Source organism: Exiguobacterium sp. SH3S1 (assembly GCF_004337105.1).
GTDB classification, from domain to species: domain Bacteria; phylum Bacillota; class Bacilli; order Exiguobacteriales; family Exiguobacteriaceae; genus Exiguobacterium; species Exiguobacterium aurantiacum_A.
Window position 1 is genome coordinate 134,134 of the sequence record NZ_SJUW01000006.1, and the last position, 14,539, is coordinate 148,672.

General features: G+C 53.2%; 20 protein-coding genes. 9 read left to right on the forward strand and 11 right to left on the reverse strand.

The features are described from left to right. Positions 1–203: 203 nt before the first annotated feature. The 3 genes from EVJ26_RS08585 (at position 204) to EVJ26_RS08595 (ending at position 2,076) form a co-directional block, all read left to right on the forward strand. Positions 204–968: a TrmH family RNA methyltransferase gene (locus EVJ26_RS08585; protein ID WP_131457909.1), complete on the forward strand. Its 765-nt coding sequence runs from the start codon at positions 204–206 to the stop codon at positions 966–968. A gap of 58 nt (positions 969–1,026) precedes the next feature. Beyond that, positions 1,027–1,482, forward strand: a complete 456-nt coding sequence (locus tag EVJ26_RS08590; RefSeq protein WP_236634030.1) for a GNAT family N-acetyltransferase — start codon at positions 1,027–1,029, stop codon at positions 1,480–1,482. A 90-nt stretch (positions 1,483–1,572) separates the two neighbouring features. Then, entirely contained in the window at positions 1,573–2,076 is a 504-nt protein-coding gene (locus tag EVJ26_RS08595; protein WP_131457908.1) for a hypothetical protein, read from the forward strand. A gap of 34 nt (positions 2,077–2,110) precedes the next feature. Here EVJ26_RS08595 and EVJ26_RS08600 read toward each other — a convergent pair whose 3' ends face one another. Beyond that, entirely contained in the window at positions 2,111–2,620 is a 510-nt protein-coding gene (locus EVJ26_RS08600) for a hypothetical protein (RefSeq protein ID WP_131457907.1), read from the reverse strand. Between the two features lie 115 nt (positions 2,621–2,735). Here EVJ26_RS08600 and EVJ26_RS08605 point away from each other — a divergent pair, with 115 nt between their 5' ends. After that, positions 2,736–3,392, forward strand: coding sequence for a TVP38/TMEM64 family protein (locus EVJ26_RS08605; RefSeq protein WP_131457906.1), 657 nt, complete (start codon positions 2,736–2,738; stop codon positions 3,390–3,392). Between the two features lie 31 nt (positions 3,393–3,423). Here the strand turns inward: EVJ26_RS08605 and queF are convergent, their stop codons facing one another. Genes queF through queC form a run of 4 tightly spaced genes read right to left on the reverse strand, consistent with a single transcriptional unit; the run spans position 3,424 to position 5,717 of the window. Then, positions 3,424–3,912 (reverse strand): preQ(1) synthase, encoded by a 489-nt coding sequence (gene queF, locus EVJ26_RS08610; protein WP_070328325.1) that lies wholly within the window; start codon positions 3,910–3,912, stop codon positions 3,424–3,426. Positions 3,913–3,925: 13 nt separating this feature from the next. Further along, positions 3,926–4,621, reverse strand: coding sequence for a 7-carboxy-7-deazaguanine synthase QueE (gene queE / locus EVJ26_RS08615; RefSeq protein WP_201738352.1), 696 nt, complete (start codon positions 4,619–4,621; stop codon positions 3,926–3,928). Then, positions 4,618–5,076, reverse strand: a complete 459-nt coding sequence (gene queD / locus EVJ26_RS08620) for a 6-carboxytetrahydropterin synthase QueD (RefSeq protein WP_131457904.1) — start codon at positions 5,074–5,076, stop codon at positions 4,618–4,620. Before queD ends, queE begins: the two co-directional genes overlap by 4 nt. Continuing rightward, positions 5,073–5,717, reverse strand: coding sequence for a 7-cyano-7-deazaguanine synthase QueC (queC, locus tag EVJ26_RS08625; protein WP_035386372.1), 645 nt, complete (start codon positions 5,715–5,717; stop codon positions 5,073–5,075). The genes queD and queC overlap by 4 nt, the downstream gene beginning before the upstream one ends. Before the next feature lie 208 nt (positions 5,718–5,925). On the opposite strand from queC, the gene nhaC reads away from it, so the two are divergent. The 4 genes from nhaC to EVJ26_RS08645 all read left to right on the forward strand — a co-directional run bounded on the left by nhaC (position 5,926) and on the right by EVJ26_RS08645 (position 9,545). Then, the gene (gene nhaC / locus EVJ26_RS08630) at positions 5,926–7,302 is read left to right on the forward strand and encodes a Na+/H+ antiporter NhaC (RefSeq protein ID WP_131457903.1); all 1,377 of its coding nucleotides are present in this window, start codon (positions 5,926–5,928) and stop codon (positions 7,300–7,302) included. An 80-nt stretch (positions 7,303–7,382) separates the two neighbouring features. Beyond that, positions 7,383–7,973: a DNA-3-methyladenine glycosylase gene (locus tag EVJ26_RS08635; protein ID WP_131457902.1), complete on the forward strand. Its 591-nt coding sequence runs from the start codon at positions 7,383–7,385 to the stop codon at positions 7,971–7,973. 71 nt (positions 7,974–8,044) lie between these two features. After that, complete coding sequence (locus EVJ26_RS08640; RefSeq protein WP_131457901.1) at positions 8,045–8,557, forward strand: type 1 glutamine amidotransferase domain-containing protein; 513 nt, start codon at positions 8,045–8,047, stop codon at positions 8,555–8,557. A gap of 154 nt (positions 8,558–8,711) precedes the next feature. Continuing rightward, on the forward strand, positions 8,712–9,545 hold the full coding sequence (locus EVJ26_RS08645; RefSeq protein ID WP_070328320.1) for an undecaprenyl-diphosphate phosphatase: 834 nt from the start codon (positions 8,712–8,714) through the stop codon (positions 9,543–9,545). Between the two features lie 166 nt (positions 9,546–9,711). Here the strand turns inward: EVJ26_RS08645 and bshB2 are convergent, their stop codons facing one another. The 3 genes from bshB2 to pdxK are packed head-to-tail and all read right to left on the reverse strand — an operon-like array spanning position 9,712 to position 11,614. Continuing rightward, complete coding sequence (bshB2, locus tag EVJ26_RS08650) at positions 9,712–10,365, reverse strand: bacillithiol biosynthesis deacetylase BshB2 (RefSeq protein ID WP_131457900.1); 654 nt, start codon at positions 10,363–10,365, stop codon at positions 9,712–9,714. After that, on the reverse strand, positions 10,362–10,733 hold the full coding sequence (locus EVJ26_RS08655) for a YojF family protein (RefSeq protein ID WP_016509734.1): 372 nt from the start codon (positions 10,731–10,733) through the stop codon (positions 10,362–10,364). Before EVJ26_RS08655 ends, bshB2 begins: the two co-directional genes overlap by 4 nt. A 56-nt stretch (positions 10,734–10,789) precedes the next feature. Beyond that, positions 10,790–11,614 carry a pyridoxine/pyridoxal/pyridoxamine kinase gene (gene pdxK / locus EVJ26_RS08660; protein WP_071398865.1) on the reverse strand — a complete coding sequence of 275 codons (825 nt, stop codon included), beginning with the start codon at positions 11,612–11,614 and terminating at the stop codon, positions 10,790–10,792. Positions 11,615–11,800: 186 nt separating this feature from the next. Here pdxK and cbpA point away from each other — a divergent pair, with 186 nt between their 5' ends. Continuing rightward, the gene (gene cbpA / locus EVJ26_RS08665) at positions 11,801–12,436 is read left to right on the forward strand and encodes a cyclic di-AMP binding protein CbpA (protein ID WP_070328318.1); all 636 of its coding nucleotides are present in this window, start codon (positions 11,801–11,803) and stop codon (positions 12,434–12,436) included. 33 nt (positions 12,437–12,469) lie between these two features. On the opposite strand, the gene EVJ26_RS08670 is transcribed toward cbpA, so the two are convergent. The 3 genes from EVJ26_RS08670 to EVJ26_RS08680 all read right to left on the reverse strand — a co-directional run bounded on the left by EVJ26_RS08670 (position 12,470) and on the right by EVJ26_RS08680 (position 14,394). Beyond that, entirely contained in the window at positions 12,470–12,994 is a 525-nt protein-coding gene (locus EVJ26_RS08670) for a GNAT family N-acetyltransferase (protein ID WP_131469330.1), read from the reverse strand. Between the two features lie 49 nt (positions 12,995–13,043). Then, on the reverse strand, positions 13,044–13,928 hold the full coding sequence (locus tag EVJ26_RS08675; RefSeq protein WP_201738353.1) for a diacylglycerol/lipid kinase family protein: 885 nt from the start codon (positions 13,926–13,928) through the stop codon (positions 13,044–13,046). Positions 13,929–14,019: 91 nt separating this feature from the next. Continuing rightward, a complete protein-coding gene (locus EVJ26_RS08680; protein ID WP_131457899.1) occupies positions 14,020–14,394 on the reverse strand; it encodes a hypothetical protein in 375 nt (124 codons plus the stop codon). Between the last annotated feature and the right edge of the window lie 145 nt (positions 14,395–14,539).

A 14,539-nucleotide genomic window follows, 5' to 3' on the forward strand; every position in this document is an offset into this window, starting at 1 on the left:
GTTCGGAACTTTTTCTCTGTTAAGAACGGCTGCTGATGCAACCGCTTGCATTAATGATTGTAATCGATTGCATAAATTTGTGCAACCGGTTTCCTAAAATTCATAAATTTTCATGGAAGGATGAAAATACGCTGTTTTACGACGTCGCTTGTCAGTCGAAACGAATCCCGCTAAAATACTAGAGGTTGAAAGGGGCGAGAAGAATGGGATGGAGACAGACGACATCAGCATTGTCACAAGAAGAGCAGGCCACGTTGCTTGAAGAGTTGTTACGAACGGGCGTGATGAAAGAAGAGGATCGGCTCTTGTTCTCGATGCTCATGCCAGACCGCGTCAAGCGGATGCAAGACGTATTGAACACGCGGACGAATCACATCACGGTATTGACCGAGGGCGTTGACGATCCGCACAATCAGTCGGCCGTATTGCGTTCGGCGGACGCGTTCGGTGTGCAGACGCTGCACGTCGTCGAGGGACGGGCCAAGTTCAAACCGAACTCGATTATCGCCAAGAGTGCCGATCGCTGGGTCGACGTCGTCGAACACGCTTCAATTGAGGAAGCGATCGATCAGTTGAAAGCGGACGGCTATCAAATACTCGCGACGGCGCTCAGCGAAGAGGCGATCCCGCTCGAAGACGTCGACGTGTCAAAACCGACCGTGCTCTTGTTCGGGAACGAGCATCACGGTGTGTCGGAGCAGGCACTCGCGAAAGCGGACGGGAATTACGTCATCCCGATGCAAGGTTATGTCCAAAGTTTAAATATCTCGGTCGCTGCCGCCATCTCGCTCTATGACGTGACGACGCGGGCCCGTCATATCGTGACGGAAGGATACGGACTATCGATCGAGGACAAACAACGTGTGTTCAAAAACTGGATGGTACGGAGCCTCCCGAAACGTTCGCTCGGGGTGTACAAACAAAAAGGTTTGAACGCATTTGAGCGAGAAACAGGAAAATCCGAGTAGATGGCGAAATAAACAGGCGTACGAGTAACTTGTCCATATTTCGAAAGGGGATGGAAAGATGAGTACGACCAGTTCATTTATCGTGAAAGATGTGACGACGAACTTTAACGAGTTTGAAGAGGAATTCTTCAACCTGTATCGCCATCTGTACGGCGACATCGACCAACTTCGTTTTAAAGAACGACTGTACCGCCATGCCAACCCGCTCGTGTTACTCGCATTTTCTGACGACCGGCCCGTCGGATTCAAGATCGGCTATGAGGCTGAGCCATATCGCTTCTATAGCTGGGCCGGCGGCGTGCATCCTGAGTTTCAAAAGTACGGGATCGGCCGCAAGTTGATGGATACGCAACTCGAATGGGTGAAAGCGCAAGGGTTCCACTCGATTCGGACGAAAGCGCGCAACACGAACAAAGGCGTTATCATTTTGAACCTGTTGTGCGGCTACGACATCATGGGGGCGTACACGGAAGATGGCGCACCGCGCATCATGATGGAGAAACAATTGAACTGACCGATGAGCCGTGGCGCATGCCACGGCTTTTTCGTGAAGATGAAACCAAATGGAATCACGTTCGTATTATAGAAAAAAGGGGGAGACATCATGGTCCATACGTTTGCATTCGGGGAAGAAATATACATCGATTCGACAGGGATGGGAGATTCGTTTTTTAGTGGGATGTTCAGTATTTTCCCGATTTTTATTATCGGCATTCTAACCGTGATTATAATCGCTATTATAAGCATGATTCGCCAAGTGACGAAGACGAAGGGTCTATTGAAAGATATGCAACGCTTCGCGACGGAGCTCGCCGACCATCCGGACGACGAGGCGGCGAACCGGCTCGCGGATTATTTGCGGGACGTGGCGTCGTTCCCGGTCGATCGGACATACATGGAGCCGTTCCGGGTCGCACTCGGCAGCTATCAGTTGGTTATGGAGTCGCCGCATGTGAACGATGGGACGAAGGAGCGGGTCGACCGCCAATACAAGCGGCTCGGCATTTTAGACGGGGAGAAGTTCGCCGATGAGCCGGCGCCGAGACGTCGTTCTGGTTCGCACCATCATGACCACCACAATCATCATAACGACCATCATCACATGTAAAACGCGCCGGGAAGGTCCCGGCGCGTTTTACAACTTACATATATCGGCTCGCATCAAAATCGATTTCGGTCCGGTGATTGGCCGCATCGATAGCGCTTGAGATACGGTTGGCCCGTTTCTCGACGTCGAGCGCCTTCAGACGGTACAGTTCCGGATCATAAAGCGCGTGCTTGATGACAGAAGTGCCTTCACCGTGACCCGATTGAAATTCGCGTTTCGGACGTTCGGCCAAGTCTTGATACATCCGAGCCTGAGCTCGCAACTGAACGGCGAACTCAATCGCCTCGACGAGCGGGAGCGGTCCATCGTTCGTCTCGATGACGGTATGCAAGTGCGCTTCACAGACAAGGCGGTCGAGACGACGCATGTCGGTCCGAATCGATTGGAGCTCGACCTCGATATCCTCGAGCGAGCGGGATTGGATCGTCGGGAGCGGCTCATCCTTCTCGAGCTCGATGAACGCGACCCGTTCGACTTCTTGTAACAACTTATCAATCTGCTTCAAGAGCAGGTGTTTCAATTTGATGGCATCTGCCAGGTACATTGGGATTCCTCCTTCTGCTTTTTCTAACCGTACCACACTGTGATTCCTAAAAAAAGGAAGGCGTTACTTTTTCGAGGTGAGGCGATATGATGAAAGAAAGAGGGGAGGTCGACCGATGAACAAGTGGAAAACACAATGGGTCATTGCCGTCGTTTTGCTCGTATTCGGGACAGCGACGTTTCTCTATCAGTGGATCGACTTGCGACCGGGGGAGATCCGAGATTATATCGTTCAATTCGGTTGGCTCGCCCCGCTCATTTATATTTTATTGTTCACCGTTCGCCCGTTGATTTTATTTCCGACGTCCGTCTTGTCGGTTGCGGGCGGGTTGGCGTTCGGGACGCTGCCCGGTGTCGTCTATACGGTCATCGGCGCCACGCTCAGCGCACTCGTCGCTTATTATGTAGCGGTTCGCTTCGGGGACCGGTTTCTGCGCCATTTCGAATCGAGCGATTATGAGAAGATTCAGCACAAAATCGAAGAAGACGGATTCTTTTACGTCTTGATCTTACGATTGATCCCGCTCGTCAACTTTGATTTGGTCAGTTATGCCTCAGGTTTGGCGAAAGTGCGACTCCCGGCTTATGTCTTCGCGACCTCGGTCGGTATGATTCCAGGGGCGTTCGCTAATAATTTTCTCGGTAGTAGCCTCGCGAGCGGGGATATGAAGCTGGTCATCCTCGCACTCTTCGTCTTTGTCGTGTTGACACTCGTCGCGACCGTGTTCCGCGAACCGATCAAGCAACAAATCAATCGTTACAAAAAGAAGTAGGCGCTCAATTGGATGAGCGCCTACTTTTTGCTTAACGGTTGTCGACCGTCTCAGGGTACAAGTCGTGGTTGAACAGGCGATGTTCGGCCATTTGCTCGTACTTCGTGCCCGGCTTGCCGTAGTTGTAGTACGGGTCGATCGAGATGCCGCCGCGGGGCGTGAACTTGCCCCACACTTCAAGGTAGCGCGGTTCCATCAGCTTGACGAGATCTTTCCCGATGACGTTGATGCAGTTTTCGTGGAAGTCGCCGTGGTTACGGAAGCTGAATAAATAAAGCTTGAGTGACTTCGACTCGACGAGTTTCTCGTCCGGGATGTACGAGATGTAGATCGTCGCAAAGTCCGGCTGATTCGTGATCGGACAGAGCGATGTGAATTCCGGTGCGTTGAACTTCACGAAATAATCGTTTTCCGGATGCCGGTTCGGGAACGCCTCGAGCACGTCTGGGGCGTATTCAAAAATGTATGGGACGCTCTTCTGGCCGAGGAGCGACAAGTCTTGTAAGTCTTCTGGTCTCATAGATATCTTCTCCTTAGACGCCACGTTCGTTGGCGTACAGTAATGTGTGTAGCTGCGGCAAGACACGGACGCTTTGCCATGACGGGTCACGCGCGACGTCTTCCCACAACTCTTTCAAACGTCTGAGCTGCGCGTCGGTGATGTCACCGTCCGCCCCGGGCTCAGGGTTGCCGGCCGACAAGTACATGACGTCCGGGGTGTAGCGGGTTTGGACGTCTTTCGCATAGGCGAGATCGACTTCGTCGAACACGGCGATTTTGAACGTCGTCTGTTCGGGACGCAGCCGTTCGACGATGGCGTCGAGTTTTTCCCAATCGGTCGTCATGCCGGACGACGGTGGTTTCGGGCTGAGCGTCACGTCGTCGATGTCTTGGAGCCAGTCTTGATACCGGCTACCTTGTGTCTCGACGGCGAGCTTGACGCCGCGCGCCTTCAACTTTTCGACCAAATCTTTCATACCGGCGATGAGGAGCGGGTTGCCGCCTGAGATCGTGACGTAGTCGTACATTCCGAGCACGTCGAGACGCACGATGATGTCATCAGCCGTCAGCATGTCGGGTTTTTCCGAACCGTCCCAGGTGAAGGCGGAGTCGCACCAGGCGCAGCGATAATCGCAACCGGCGGTCCGGACGAACATCGTCTTCTGTCCGATGGCACGGCCTTCACCTTGAAACGTCGGTCCGAACACTTCGAGGACAGGGATCTTCATTCGTCCACCAGCCATTCACGTCGGAACTCGGCGTATGACGTCGGTGTCTCATAAAGGCGGACGAATTCGACGCGGACGTCGCGTTCGTCAGGCAAGTGCTTAGCGAGCTGATCGAAAATCCAATAGCACATGTTTTCTGCTGTCGTATTCATATATGGAAGGGACTCATTTAAATAGCGGTGGTCGAGATACGGTTCGAGCTCTTCTTTAAAGATGGCTTTCAAGTCACCGAAGTCGAGCGTCATCCCGCGATTATCGAGGAAACCGCTGATCCCCATTTGAAGTTTGTACGTATGTCCGTGGAGCGCTCGGCACTTCCCATCGTAATCAAACAAGTGATGGGCCGCATCGAACGTCACTTCTTTGACGATTTGGACGCGGTGCGGGCAGTAGATGAGCGAGCCGTCTTGTTTAGCCTCGACGCTCGTCGGGGCGAGGAATGGGGCGTGTTTCATACGCGTACCTCCTCGTATGCAGCGAGCCCGTTTTGACGGAGCACACACGCCGGACATTCGCCGCAGCCTGAACCGAGCACACCGTTATAGCAGGTAAGGGTCCGCTCTTTGATGAAGTCGAACGCACCGAGCCGGTCCGCGAGTTCCCACGTCTGCTTTTTATCGAGCCACATGAGCGGCGTATCGATGACGAACGGGTAGTCCATCGCCAAGTTGAGCGTCACGTTCAATGATTTGACGAATTGGTCGCGACAGTCCGGGTAGCCCGAGAAGTCGGTTTCACAGACGCCGGTGATGATGTGATGCATACCGAGTTGTTTGGCCATGACGGCCGCAAAGGATAAGAATAAATGGTTGCGTCCATCGACGAACGTATTTGGGACGTCCGCATTGTCGATGTCGAGATCATGTCTCGTCAACGCGTTTGAGGTGAGTTGTCCGAGTAAGGACAAATCGAGGATGTGGTGCGGGACATCGAGTTCGGCCGCAATCTCTTTCGCGACCTCGATTTCCGCGTCATGGCGCTGCCCGTAGGCGAACGTCACGGCTTCCACATGAGAGAATTGTTGTTTTGCCCAAAACAGGCAAGTGGTTGAATCTTGACCGCCACTGAAGACGACCAATGCTTTTTCGTGTTGCAACGTGCACACTTCCTTTTTCGCTAGTTTTGATGTCGGAGGAGGTTACGAACTCCGGAGGTCACCCTCGAGCGTTTACTTTACCATAAAAAGACGTTTGACAGGGAAAAGAGAAGTAGGTATAGTAAAGAACATCACTGACATACTTTCATGCATAAAAGCGTTTAAGCGGTTAGGTAGAAAATAATGGAACTGAAAGGAGGGGACGTCGATGCAGATGAAAGGGAAAGAGGCTGTATTCGTCGTGCTGATGAGCGGGATTTCCTTGCTCGCACTGATGTTTTTGGCCAAAGCGACGCCACATATGGCGATCTTTGGCACAATGGTACTAATAGGGGGTTACGCGTATTATCGTACGCGCGACTTTAAACGCATCGAGACCGCGATGATCAACGGGATTCGTGAAGCGATTATGCCGATCATGATTTTATTGTTGATCGGGATGCTGATCGGAGTATGGCAAATGTCCGGTACGGTGGCGACGATCCTCTCCATCGGTTTAAATACAATCTCAGCCCAGTGGTTCTTACCGAGCGTGTTGCTCATCACGATGATCGTCTCGACGTTCACAGGGAGTGCCTTCACGACGGTCGGTACCGTCGGGGTCGCCTTGTTCGGGATCGGGATGGCACTCGGGATTTCCCCGGCGCTCGCCGCCGGAGCCATCGTGTCAGGTGCGCTCTTCGGTGATAAGATGAGCCCGCTATCGGATACGACGAATTTTGCGCCAGCTGTCGCCGGTGTCAAACTGTTCGATCATATCCGCTTCATGATGGGGACGACCGTTCCCGCATTTTTGATCACACTCATCCTGTTCACAGTTCTCGGACGGAGCGGTCAAGCGGCTGACACGACGCAAATCGCGGAAGCACAGACGGCACTCGCCGGACGGTTCAACTTGTCATGGTTGACACTGCTCGCACCGGTCCTCGTCGCCGTGCTCGCCTTCCGTCGGATGCCGGTATTGCCGACGATGCTCGTCGGGATGTTTGCCGGTGTATTGACGGCCGGTTTCGTCCAAGGTAACTGGAACGTCTCGAACTGGTTCGGTGTCATGCAGGCCGGATTCAAGTCGGGCGTCGAGAACGAGACGATCGCGGCCGTGCTCGACCGCGGTGGCCTCGAATCGATGCTTTGGTCGGTCAGCCTCGTGTTGATTGCCCTCGCCTTCGGTGGACTGCTCCGTGAACTCGGTGTGTTCCAAGCAATCGTCGATGCGTTACTAGAGCGTCTGAAGTCGCCAGGCAGCTCGGTGCTGTCGGTCGTGCTCAGCTCGATCGGCGTCAACTTGCTCGCCGGCGAGCAGTACTTGTCGATCTTGCTCCCGGGACAAGCGTTCAAACAAGGGTTTATCGACCGCGGCATCGACCCGCGTTACTTGTCGCGTGCGCTTGAAGACGGCGGGACGGTCATCAACCCGCTCATTCCTTGGGGTGTGTCCGGTGCCTTCTTCGCCGCCACGCTCGGCGTGCCGGTGCTCGAGTACGCACCGTTCGCGTTCTTCCTTTGGCTCAGCCCGATCTTCTCAATCGTGCTCGGTTACGTGAAGTTGGGGAAGCAGCGTGATGCGATCAAGCTCGCATCGTAATGAAAGTGATGTCCTGAACGCGCTCAGGGCATCTTTTTTGTGTCGCCAAGCCTCGTTTGAGAAAATAAGGACGAGGAGGGATGACGATGAAACGGCTCGACCCATCATTTTATGAACAACCGACGCTCGAACTGGCCCGGTCGTTGCTCGGGCACTATCTCGTCCATGATCATCTCGACGGACAGATCATTGGCAAAATTGTCGAGACGGAGGCGTATCTCGGGGCGGTCGATCAGGCAGCCCACAGTTTTGGCGGCAGACGGACGAATCGGACCGAAATCATGTTCGGGCAGTCTGGACATGTGTACACGTATCAAATGCACACGCATACGCTCTTGAACATCGTCAGCGGTCCGATCGGCTCACCGGAAGCCGTGTTGATCCGGGCGATCGAACCCGTCGCCGGGCAGGAGTTGATCGAATTCAATCGTCCTGGCATCAAACGGTTCGACCGGACGAACGGACCCGGTAAACTGACGAAGGCGCTCGGGATCACGATGGACTTATACGGACACTCGCTCCAACACGAACCGCTCTACATTGTCGAAGGGGACGGCGTGAACACAATCGAGGCCGGTCCGCGCATCGGCATCCCGAACAGCGGCGAGGCGCGTGACTATGCGTACCGCTTCTTCGAGCGGGACAATCCGTACGTCTCGAAATTCCGCTGAATGTTTAATGGCCGGTGACGGGTGGAACAGTCCCTATGTGCGTAAAACAAAAAATAGGGAGTGTTTCCGATATGGCAAAAGTAGCAACGCTCATCACGGATATGTTTGAAGACGTAGAGTTCACAGGTCCACGCGACGCATTGGTGGAAGCGGGGCACGAAGTTGTCACGATCGAAAAGGCAGCCGGTCACACCGTCGAAGGCAAACAAGGCGAGGCGAAAGTCACGATCGACAAAAGTGTCGACGATGTGTCGCCAGAAGACTTTGACGCTCTGCTCTTACCAGGCGGATTCTCACCTGACTTGTTGCGCGAAGACGAACGTTTCGTCCAGTTCGCGAAAGCGTTCATGGATGCGAACAAACCCGTATTCGCCATCTGTCACGGGCCGCAACTGTTGATCACGGCGAAGACGCTCGAAGGCCGCGACGCGACCGGCTATAAGTCGATCAAAGTCGACATGGAGTATGCCGGTGCGAAGTATGCCGACAAAGAAGTCGTCGTCTGCCAAGATCAGCTCGTCACGAGCCGTCAACCGGACGACATTCCGGCGTTTAACCGTGAGATGCTCAACCTATTAAAATAATCTATCGGCCACGGACATGTTCCGTGGCTTTTTTATGTACATGAGGTGAAAGGGGGCATTTCACTGCGCCCTCTTTTTTACGTCTCAAGACCGAGAGAGAACGTCGTCCCGTCCGTGTATGATAAAAAGCAATACTGGAGTAGGGGACAATGCAATGGAATGGTATGAATTATTCATCGGTTTTTTATTAGGCGTCGTCGAAGGATTGACGGAATTCGCGCCTGTCTCTTCAACCGGACATATGATCTTGGTCGACGATATTTGGCTCAACTCGAGTCGTTTTCTAGGTCAAGAAGTAGCCAACACGTTCAAGATCGTGATTCAGCTCGGTTCGATCTTAGCGGTCATCGTCGTTTTCAGGAGTCGGTTCAAAGCGTTATTGAATCCGAAAGAATTGCTCGCGATTCGACACGAAGGGCCGACGAAAAAGTTGAACCTGCTACATATCTTTATCGGTCTGCTCCCGGCGGCCGTGCTCGGACTCATGTTTGAGGACTACATCGACACGCATCTGTTTTCGATTAAGACGGTATTGATCGGACTCGTCATCGGTGCGTTCTTCATGATTGCCGCCGACTTGTCCGGCGTGAAACGACAGACGACGCCGACACTCGACGACATCACATACAAACAAGCGCTTGGAGTCGGCTTGATTCAATGTTTCTCGCTTTGGCCAGGCTTTTCACGTTCGGGCTCGACCATTTCGGGCGGAGTGTTGCTCGGGATGAGTCACCGGGCTGCGGCCGACTTCACGTTCATCATGGCCGTCCCGATCATGTTCGGGGCGAGCGCGCTCTCGCTTTACAGCAAGTGGAGCTATTTCACGGTCGACACGCTGCCTGTTTTCCTGATCGGTTTCGTCAGCGCGTTCTTGTTCGCGTTGCTGTCGATCAAATTCTTTTTGAAGTTGATCAACAAAGTGAAACTGACGCCGTTCGCGATTTACCGGCTCGTCTTGGCTGCCGTTATCTACGTCTTGTACTTTTAATAAAAATAACGCGTGTTCGCACACGCGTTATTGAAACTTATTACTCATTCAGTTCGTAAAACCAAGTAGAGGTGAGAACATGGGACATATCGTCGTCGTGCTAGGAACGTTGATCGGGTTAGGGACTGTAGGTTTGTTGCTGTATATGACGCGTTACGCGTTTGAATCATGAGAACGGATAATGATAGAAGCGCTCACGTTGGAGTAACTCCATGACGTGGGCGTTTTCTGCGTTGTCGATTGCACGGAGCAACCCTTCCGTCTGTGAACGGTGGGCGAGCAACGCCTCACGTTTGGCGGCACTCTCCTGACCGACTTCGATGAGGACGTGAGGTTTGCCGAGCTCATCTTCCGTCCGGTGATCGAAAGCGACACCTAAAAATTCGGGACGCTTCGCTTCGTCCATCTCTTGGAGCGCCCGGACGACCGCTCGTGCCGTCGCCTCATGATCGGGATGGACGGCATAGCCTGGATAAAATGAGATGACGCGGGTCGGTTTCACTTCGGCGATCAACTTGCTGAAGCGATTCGTCAGTTCGGTCTCGTCTTCGAATTCGACGGTCTTGTCGCGCAGTCCCCACATCCGGAGATCGTCGATGCCCATGACGGCACAGGCGTCCTCGAGCTCGCGTTTACGGATTCTTGGCAGTTCTTCACGTGTCGTGAAGATTGGCGAGCCCATATTACGGCCCATCTCACCAAGTGTCAGACAGACGTATGTGACGGGGAAGCCGTTCTTCTGATGTTGAAGGATCGTTCCGGCCGAGCTGAACGCCTCGTCGTCCGGGTGTGGGAAAATAACAAGTAACGGTCCGTTCATTGGCTGTCCACCTCCGATGCTCCTTGCGGGAGCGGTTTGACGTCTAGATGCAGCGCGCAGGCGAGGCGTCCGAGACGGTCGTGCCCGGCGAGCAGCAACTGTTCACCGTGTTGTTCGAAATCGGTCAATCCTTCGACGTAGAGCCAACCGTGATCGAGCTTTAGTCCGACTCGATACGGTCCGTCTCCTTTGATTTGACCGATGCTGTACTCGATCACGACGTTACGGATAAACATCCCGGCGTTATGGAAATCGGGATCGTTATGCGTGGCGTAAGCGCCGTTCGTCGTCTCGACGTGAGCGTATAACGGCGTCGACACGTGTGCGTTTAAATACGTTTGAATCGTTTCAGGTTGAATCGGTTTCACGCTAGTCTCCTCCAATGGCAATAATGACCCAGGACGTTCGCCCCGGGCCACCTTGTTTATGATTGTGTTGCTAGTTTTTGACGATAACCGGTATGGTTCGTCGGCCCAACGTATTGGTTGAGGCGGAACGAGTGACGGACCGCTTCGGTGATGAACTCTTTCCCGATGCGAATCGACTCGTCGACGGAATGTCCGTTCGCGAGTGATGCGGCGATGGCTGAAGAGAACGTGCAACCGCCACCGTGCGTGAAAGCAGGTTCGATCTTTTCACTTTCGAGCAGACGGTACTCGTTACCGTCATAGAGGACGTCGAACGCCGTGTCGAACCCAAGTTTTCCGCCGACTTTAACGATGACGATTTCAGCCCCGAGCTCATGGATCAAGCGTGCGGCTTCTTTGATTTCTTCCATCGTCGACGGTGTCTTGTCGAGGCCAGCGAGCATACGCGCTTCGAACAAGTTCGGCGTGATGATTTTGGCGACAGGGACGAGATATTTGCGCATCGCGACGGCGACGTCCGGGTTGAGGATCTCGTCGGCGCCCTTACAAGCCATGACCGGGTCGACGACTGCGTTTTGAATGCCGTACTCTTTAATTTTACGAGCCGCGAGCTCGATGATTTCTGGCGTCGGGAGCATCCCTGTCTTGACGGCATCGACGCCGATTCCGGCGAGGACGGTGTCAATCTGCTTCTCGATCAACGTCGTATCGATCGGGAAGACTTCATGGTGCCAAGCGTTATGCGGGTTTTGGGCCACGATGACCGTGAGTGCGGTCATGCCATACACACCGAGCTCTTCCATCGTCTTCAAGTCAGCTTGAATGCCTGCACCGCCACTCGTATCTGAACCAGCGATCGTTAATGCTTTTTTCATCGTCATAGTCGTTCAATCCCCTTTGTCTGTTTGGATAGTTTCACTATAACGACTTTTAGGCGTTACGACAAATCCCATGACCGCCAAAGGTTGAATCGAAGTTTTGAAAAAGATGGCAGGATTTCAATCATATTTGGGGAATAGTAATGAATAGGGTGTAGACCACTTTCAATTTGCTAGGAGGAAAACCGCATGTTAGTGCATAGCTTATGCATTCCAAAAAAAGACGTCGTCACAATCAGTGAAAAGGCGACGTTACGTGAAGCGCTCGATACGCTTGAAAAGACAGGATACCGCTGTGTCCCTGTCCTCGATGAGACGGGAATATTTTTCCGCGGTAACATTTATAAGATGCATATTTACCGTCACGGAATGAGTGGCGCGAGCCTTGACGACAACGTCATGGAATTGATTAAAAATACGCAGAAATACGTCCACGAGTCGGACGGATTCTTCAAAGTCTTCTTCTCGATCAAAGAGTTACCGTATATCGCGGTCCTAAAAGACGAGAGCAATGAATTTTACGGCATTTTGCCACACGGGAAGATGCTCGGCATGCTCGAAGAGGCGTGGAGCCGTGACACAGGCAGCTACGTCGTCACGATCGCACTCAGCGAGCAGGTAGGTGCGCTCGAGAAAATCACGAAAGTCGTCAGCAAATACTCGTCAATCGCGAGTTTGATGACGCTCGACGCGAAGAGTAAAGTCCTTCGCCGTGTCTTGATCACGTTGCCGCCTGACTGTGATGAGCCGAAGAAAGACAAGATCGTCGCCAAACTCGAACAAAAAGGGTTCCGCGTCGTCGAAGTCGAAAACTTGAACAACTGACGAAAGACCTTCCTCGCTTGAGGAAGGTCTTTGTCATGTCAGTCGCTTTTCCATGCGGATATCAGGCCAAAATTGTTCGTTCCAGTACGTGAACGCATCGATGCGCGCAATTTCTTCATAGCCGAGCTTCTTATAAAGATGGTGTGCCGCCTCGTTGAACCCGAACACGCCGAGCTCGATGCGCGGCGTGCCTTGGTGACGAAGCCGTTCCTCCAAAAGTCGGAGTGCCTCGCTGCCCGCACCCTTGCCGCGACCCGCCGCTTCCCCGATGACGAGTCCGAGCCAGGCACTCCCTGGTTCTTGAACGTATAGATGGTTTGCGTCATACATCACGTTCACCTCGCCGACGAGCCTGTCGTCAGCGTAAATGAGAAAGATATCGTGTGTCTGAAGTCGATCCGTCAAGTCGGCGACGGTCATCCGTTGCTCGGCCGCAAGTTCTTCTTCCGAGCGAGCAGGGCGGATCAAATGAACGATTTCAGGATCGTTGTTCCACCGGTTGAACGTCTGGACGATGTCGTCTGACGCTTCGAGCAGCGGAACGAGTGTGATGTTCATCGAACGATCTCTCCTTTCTCGATCAAGCCTTCTGTGCCGAGGCGAGAGATTAGACTGGTTTCAGCACTTGGAGATGGCTTGGGAGCACTTCAAACGTAAGCGGGAGTTTCCCGCCCGTGTCCCCATCGGCGTTGACCGGAAGCGAATCAGGCGAATCGATATACACCCGCTTCGTCTGGAATGCGGTCACACTGTCTGTTTCTTTAAGCTTGCCGGTAAATAAGGCCGGGGCGAGCTGGAAGGCGTCTGTGAAACCGAGATTCTCAAACAAGTAGACGTGAAGCAGACCATCGTTCAACTTCGCATCAGGCTCGAAGTTTTCAAAGCCGCCGACCGAGTTCGTCAGCGCGATGACGGCGAGAAAAGCGTCCCCGTCGAACGTATGCTCTTCGGCCTGAACTGATAACGAGTAAGGACTGTGTTCCCGGAACGCTTTGATACCTTCGATCAAGTAGGCGAACGGGCCCCATTTCGTCTTCTCTTCGACGCTGACTTCATCGACCGCCTCAGCGATGAGGCCGATGGCGATGACGTTCATGAAGTAGCCGTGTTCATACTTCCCAATGTCCATCGGTGTCGGTTTTGCCGTTCGCAGCGCTTCAATCGCTTCTTTCGGGTCGCTCGGTACGCCGAGAGCCCGTGCCAAATCGTTCACCGTTCCGAGCGGGATGATTCCAAAGTCAGGACGATGATCGGCTTCGGCGAGACCGGCCACCGTCTCGTTCAACGTGCCGTCGCCGCCCATGGCGACGACGGCTTTATATTGTTTCGACGCCGCTTCTCGTGCGAAGTGTGTGGCGTCGTCGGCTTTTTCAGTAAAACGGATGTCGACGTTTCCGTAACGTTCGCGCAGCACTTCTTCAGCGAACGGCGCGTGCTCTTTCCCTAATTCTTTCCCAGACGATGGGTTGACGATCAACATAGCTGTATCCATTCAAGACATTCCCCTTTATCAGTCAGATATTGTCCTATATTCCCGTCCGTACTCGAACCTAGTCATCAAAAAAACAACGCGCGTGCGTTGTTTAGTAATGGCGGAACGCCGACATATCGAGATGGCTCGCATCGGATTCGTCGACGGCGAGTTCGATTTTCAAATATTCGTGGAAAGGCGAATCATACGCTCCCATGCAGGCGACCGGTTCATGGCCGGGTACGGGCGATTTTCGTTTCGTCTTGACGAACAGGTAGTCTTCGCGCGCCAACGTCAACAAGAAACGCTCGACTGCGTGCGGTTCGCGCGTGACGTTCGGCCATGGCAAGTGGTTGAACAGTAAAAAGACCGCGCCTTCTTTTTCAAGGGCATAGTCAGGGGCGATGCCTTCCCGGTTCAACAACTCGATGACCGAACTCAAATAGCCTGCTTTAATCGTCAATGAAATCTCATAATACTCACGCATACCGTCCACCCTTTCTAAAAATCACAATAGTTCTATTCTAAACGTTTCAAGGAGACGCGACAACGGAGAAGTTTCTTGACGAAGTGTTTTTAGCGACGTATACTGCTCATGTCCTGCTATACTAAAGGTAAATGATGAACGAATT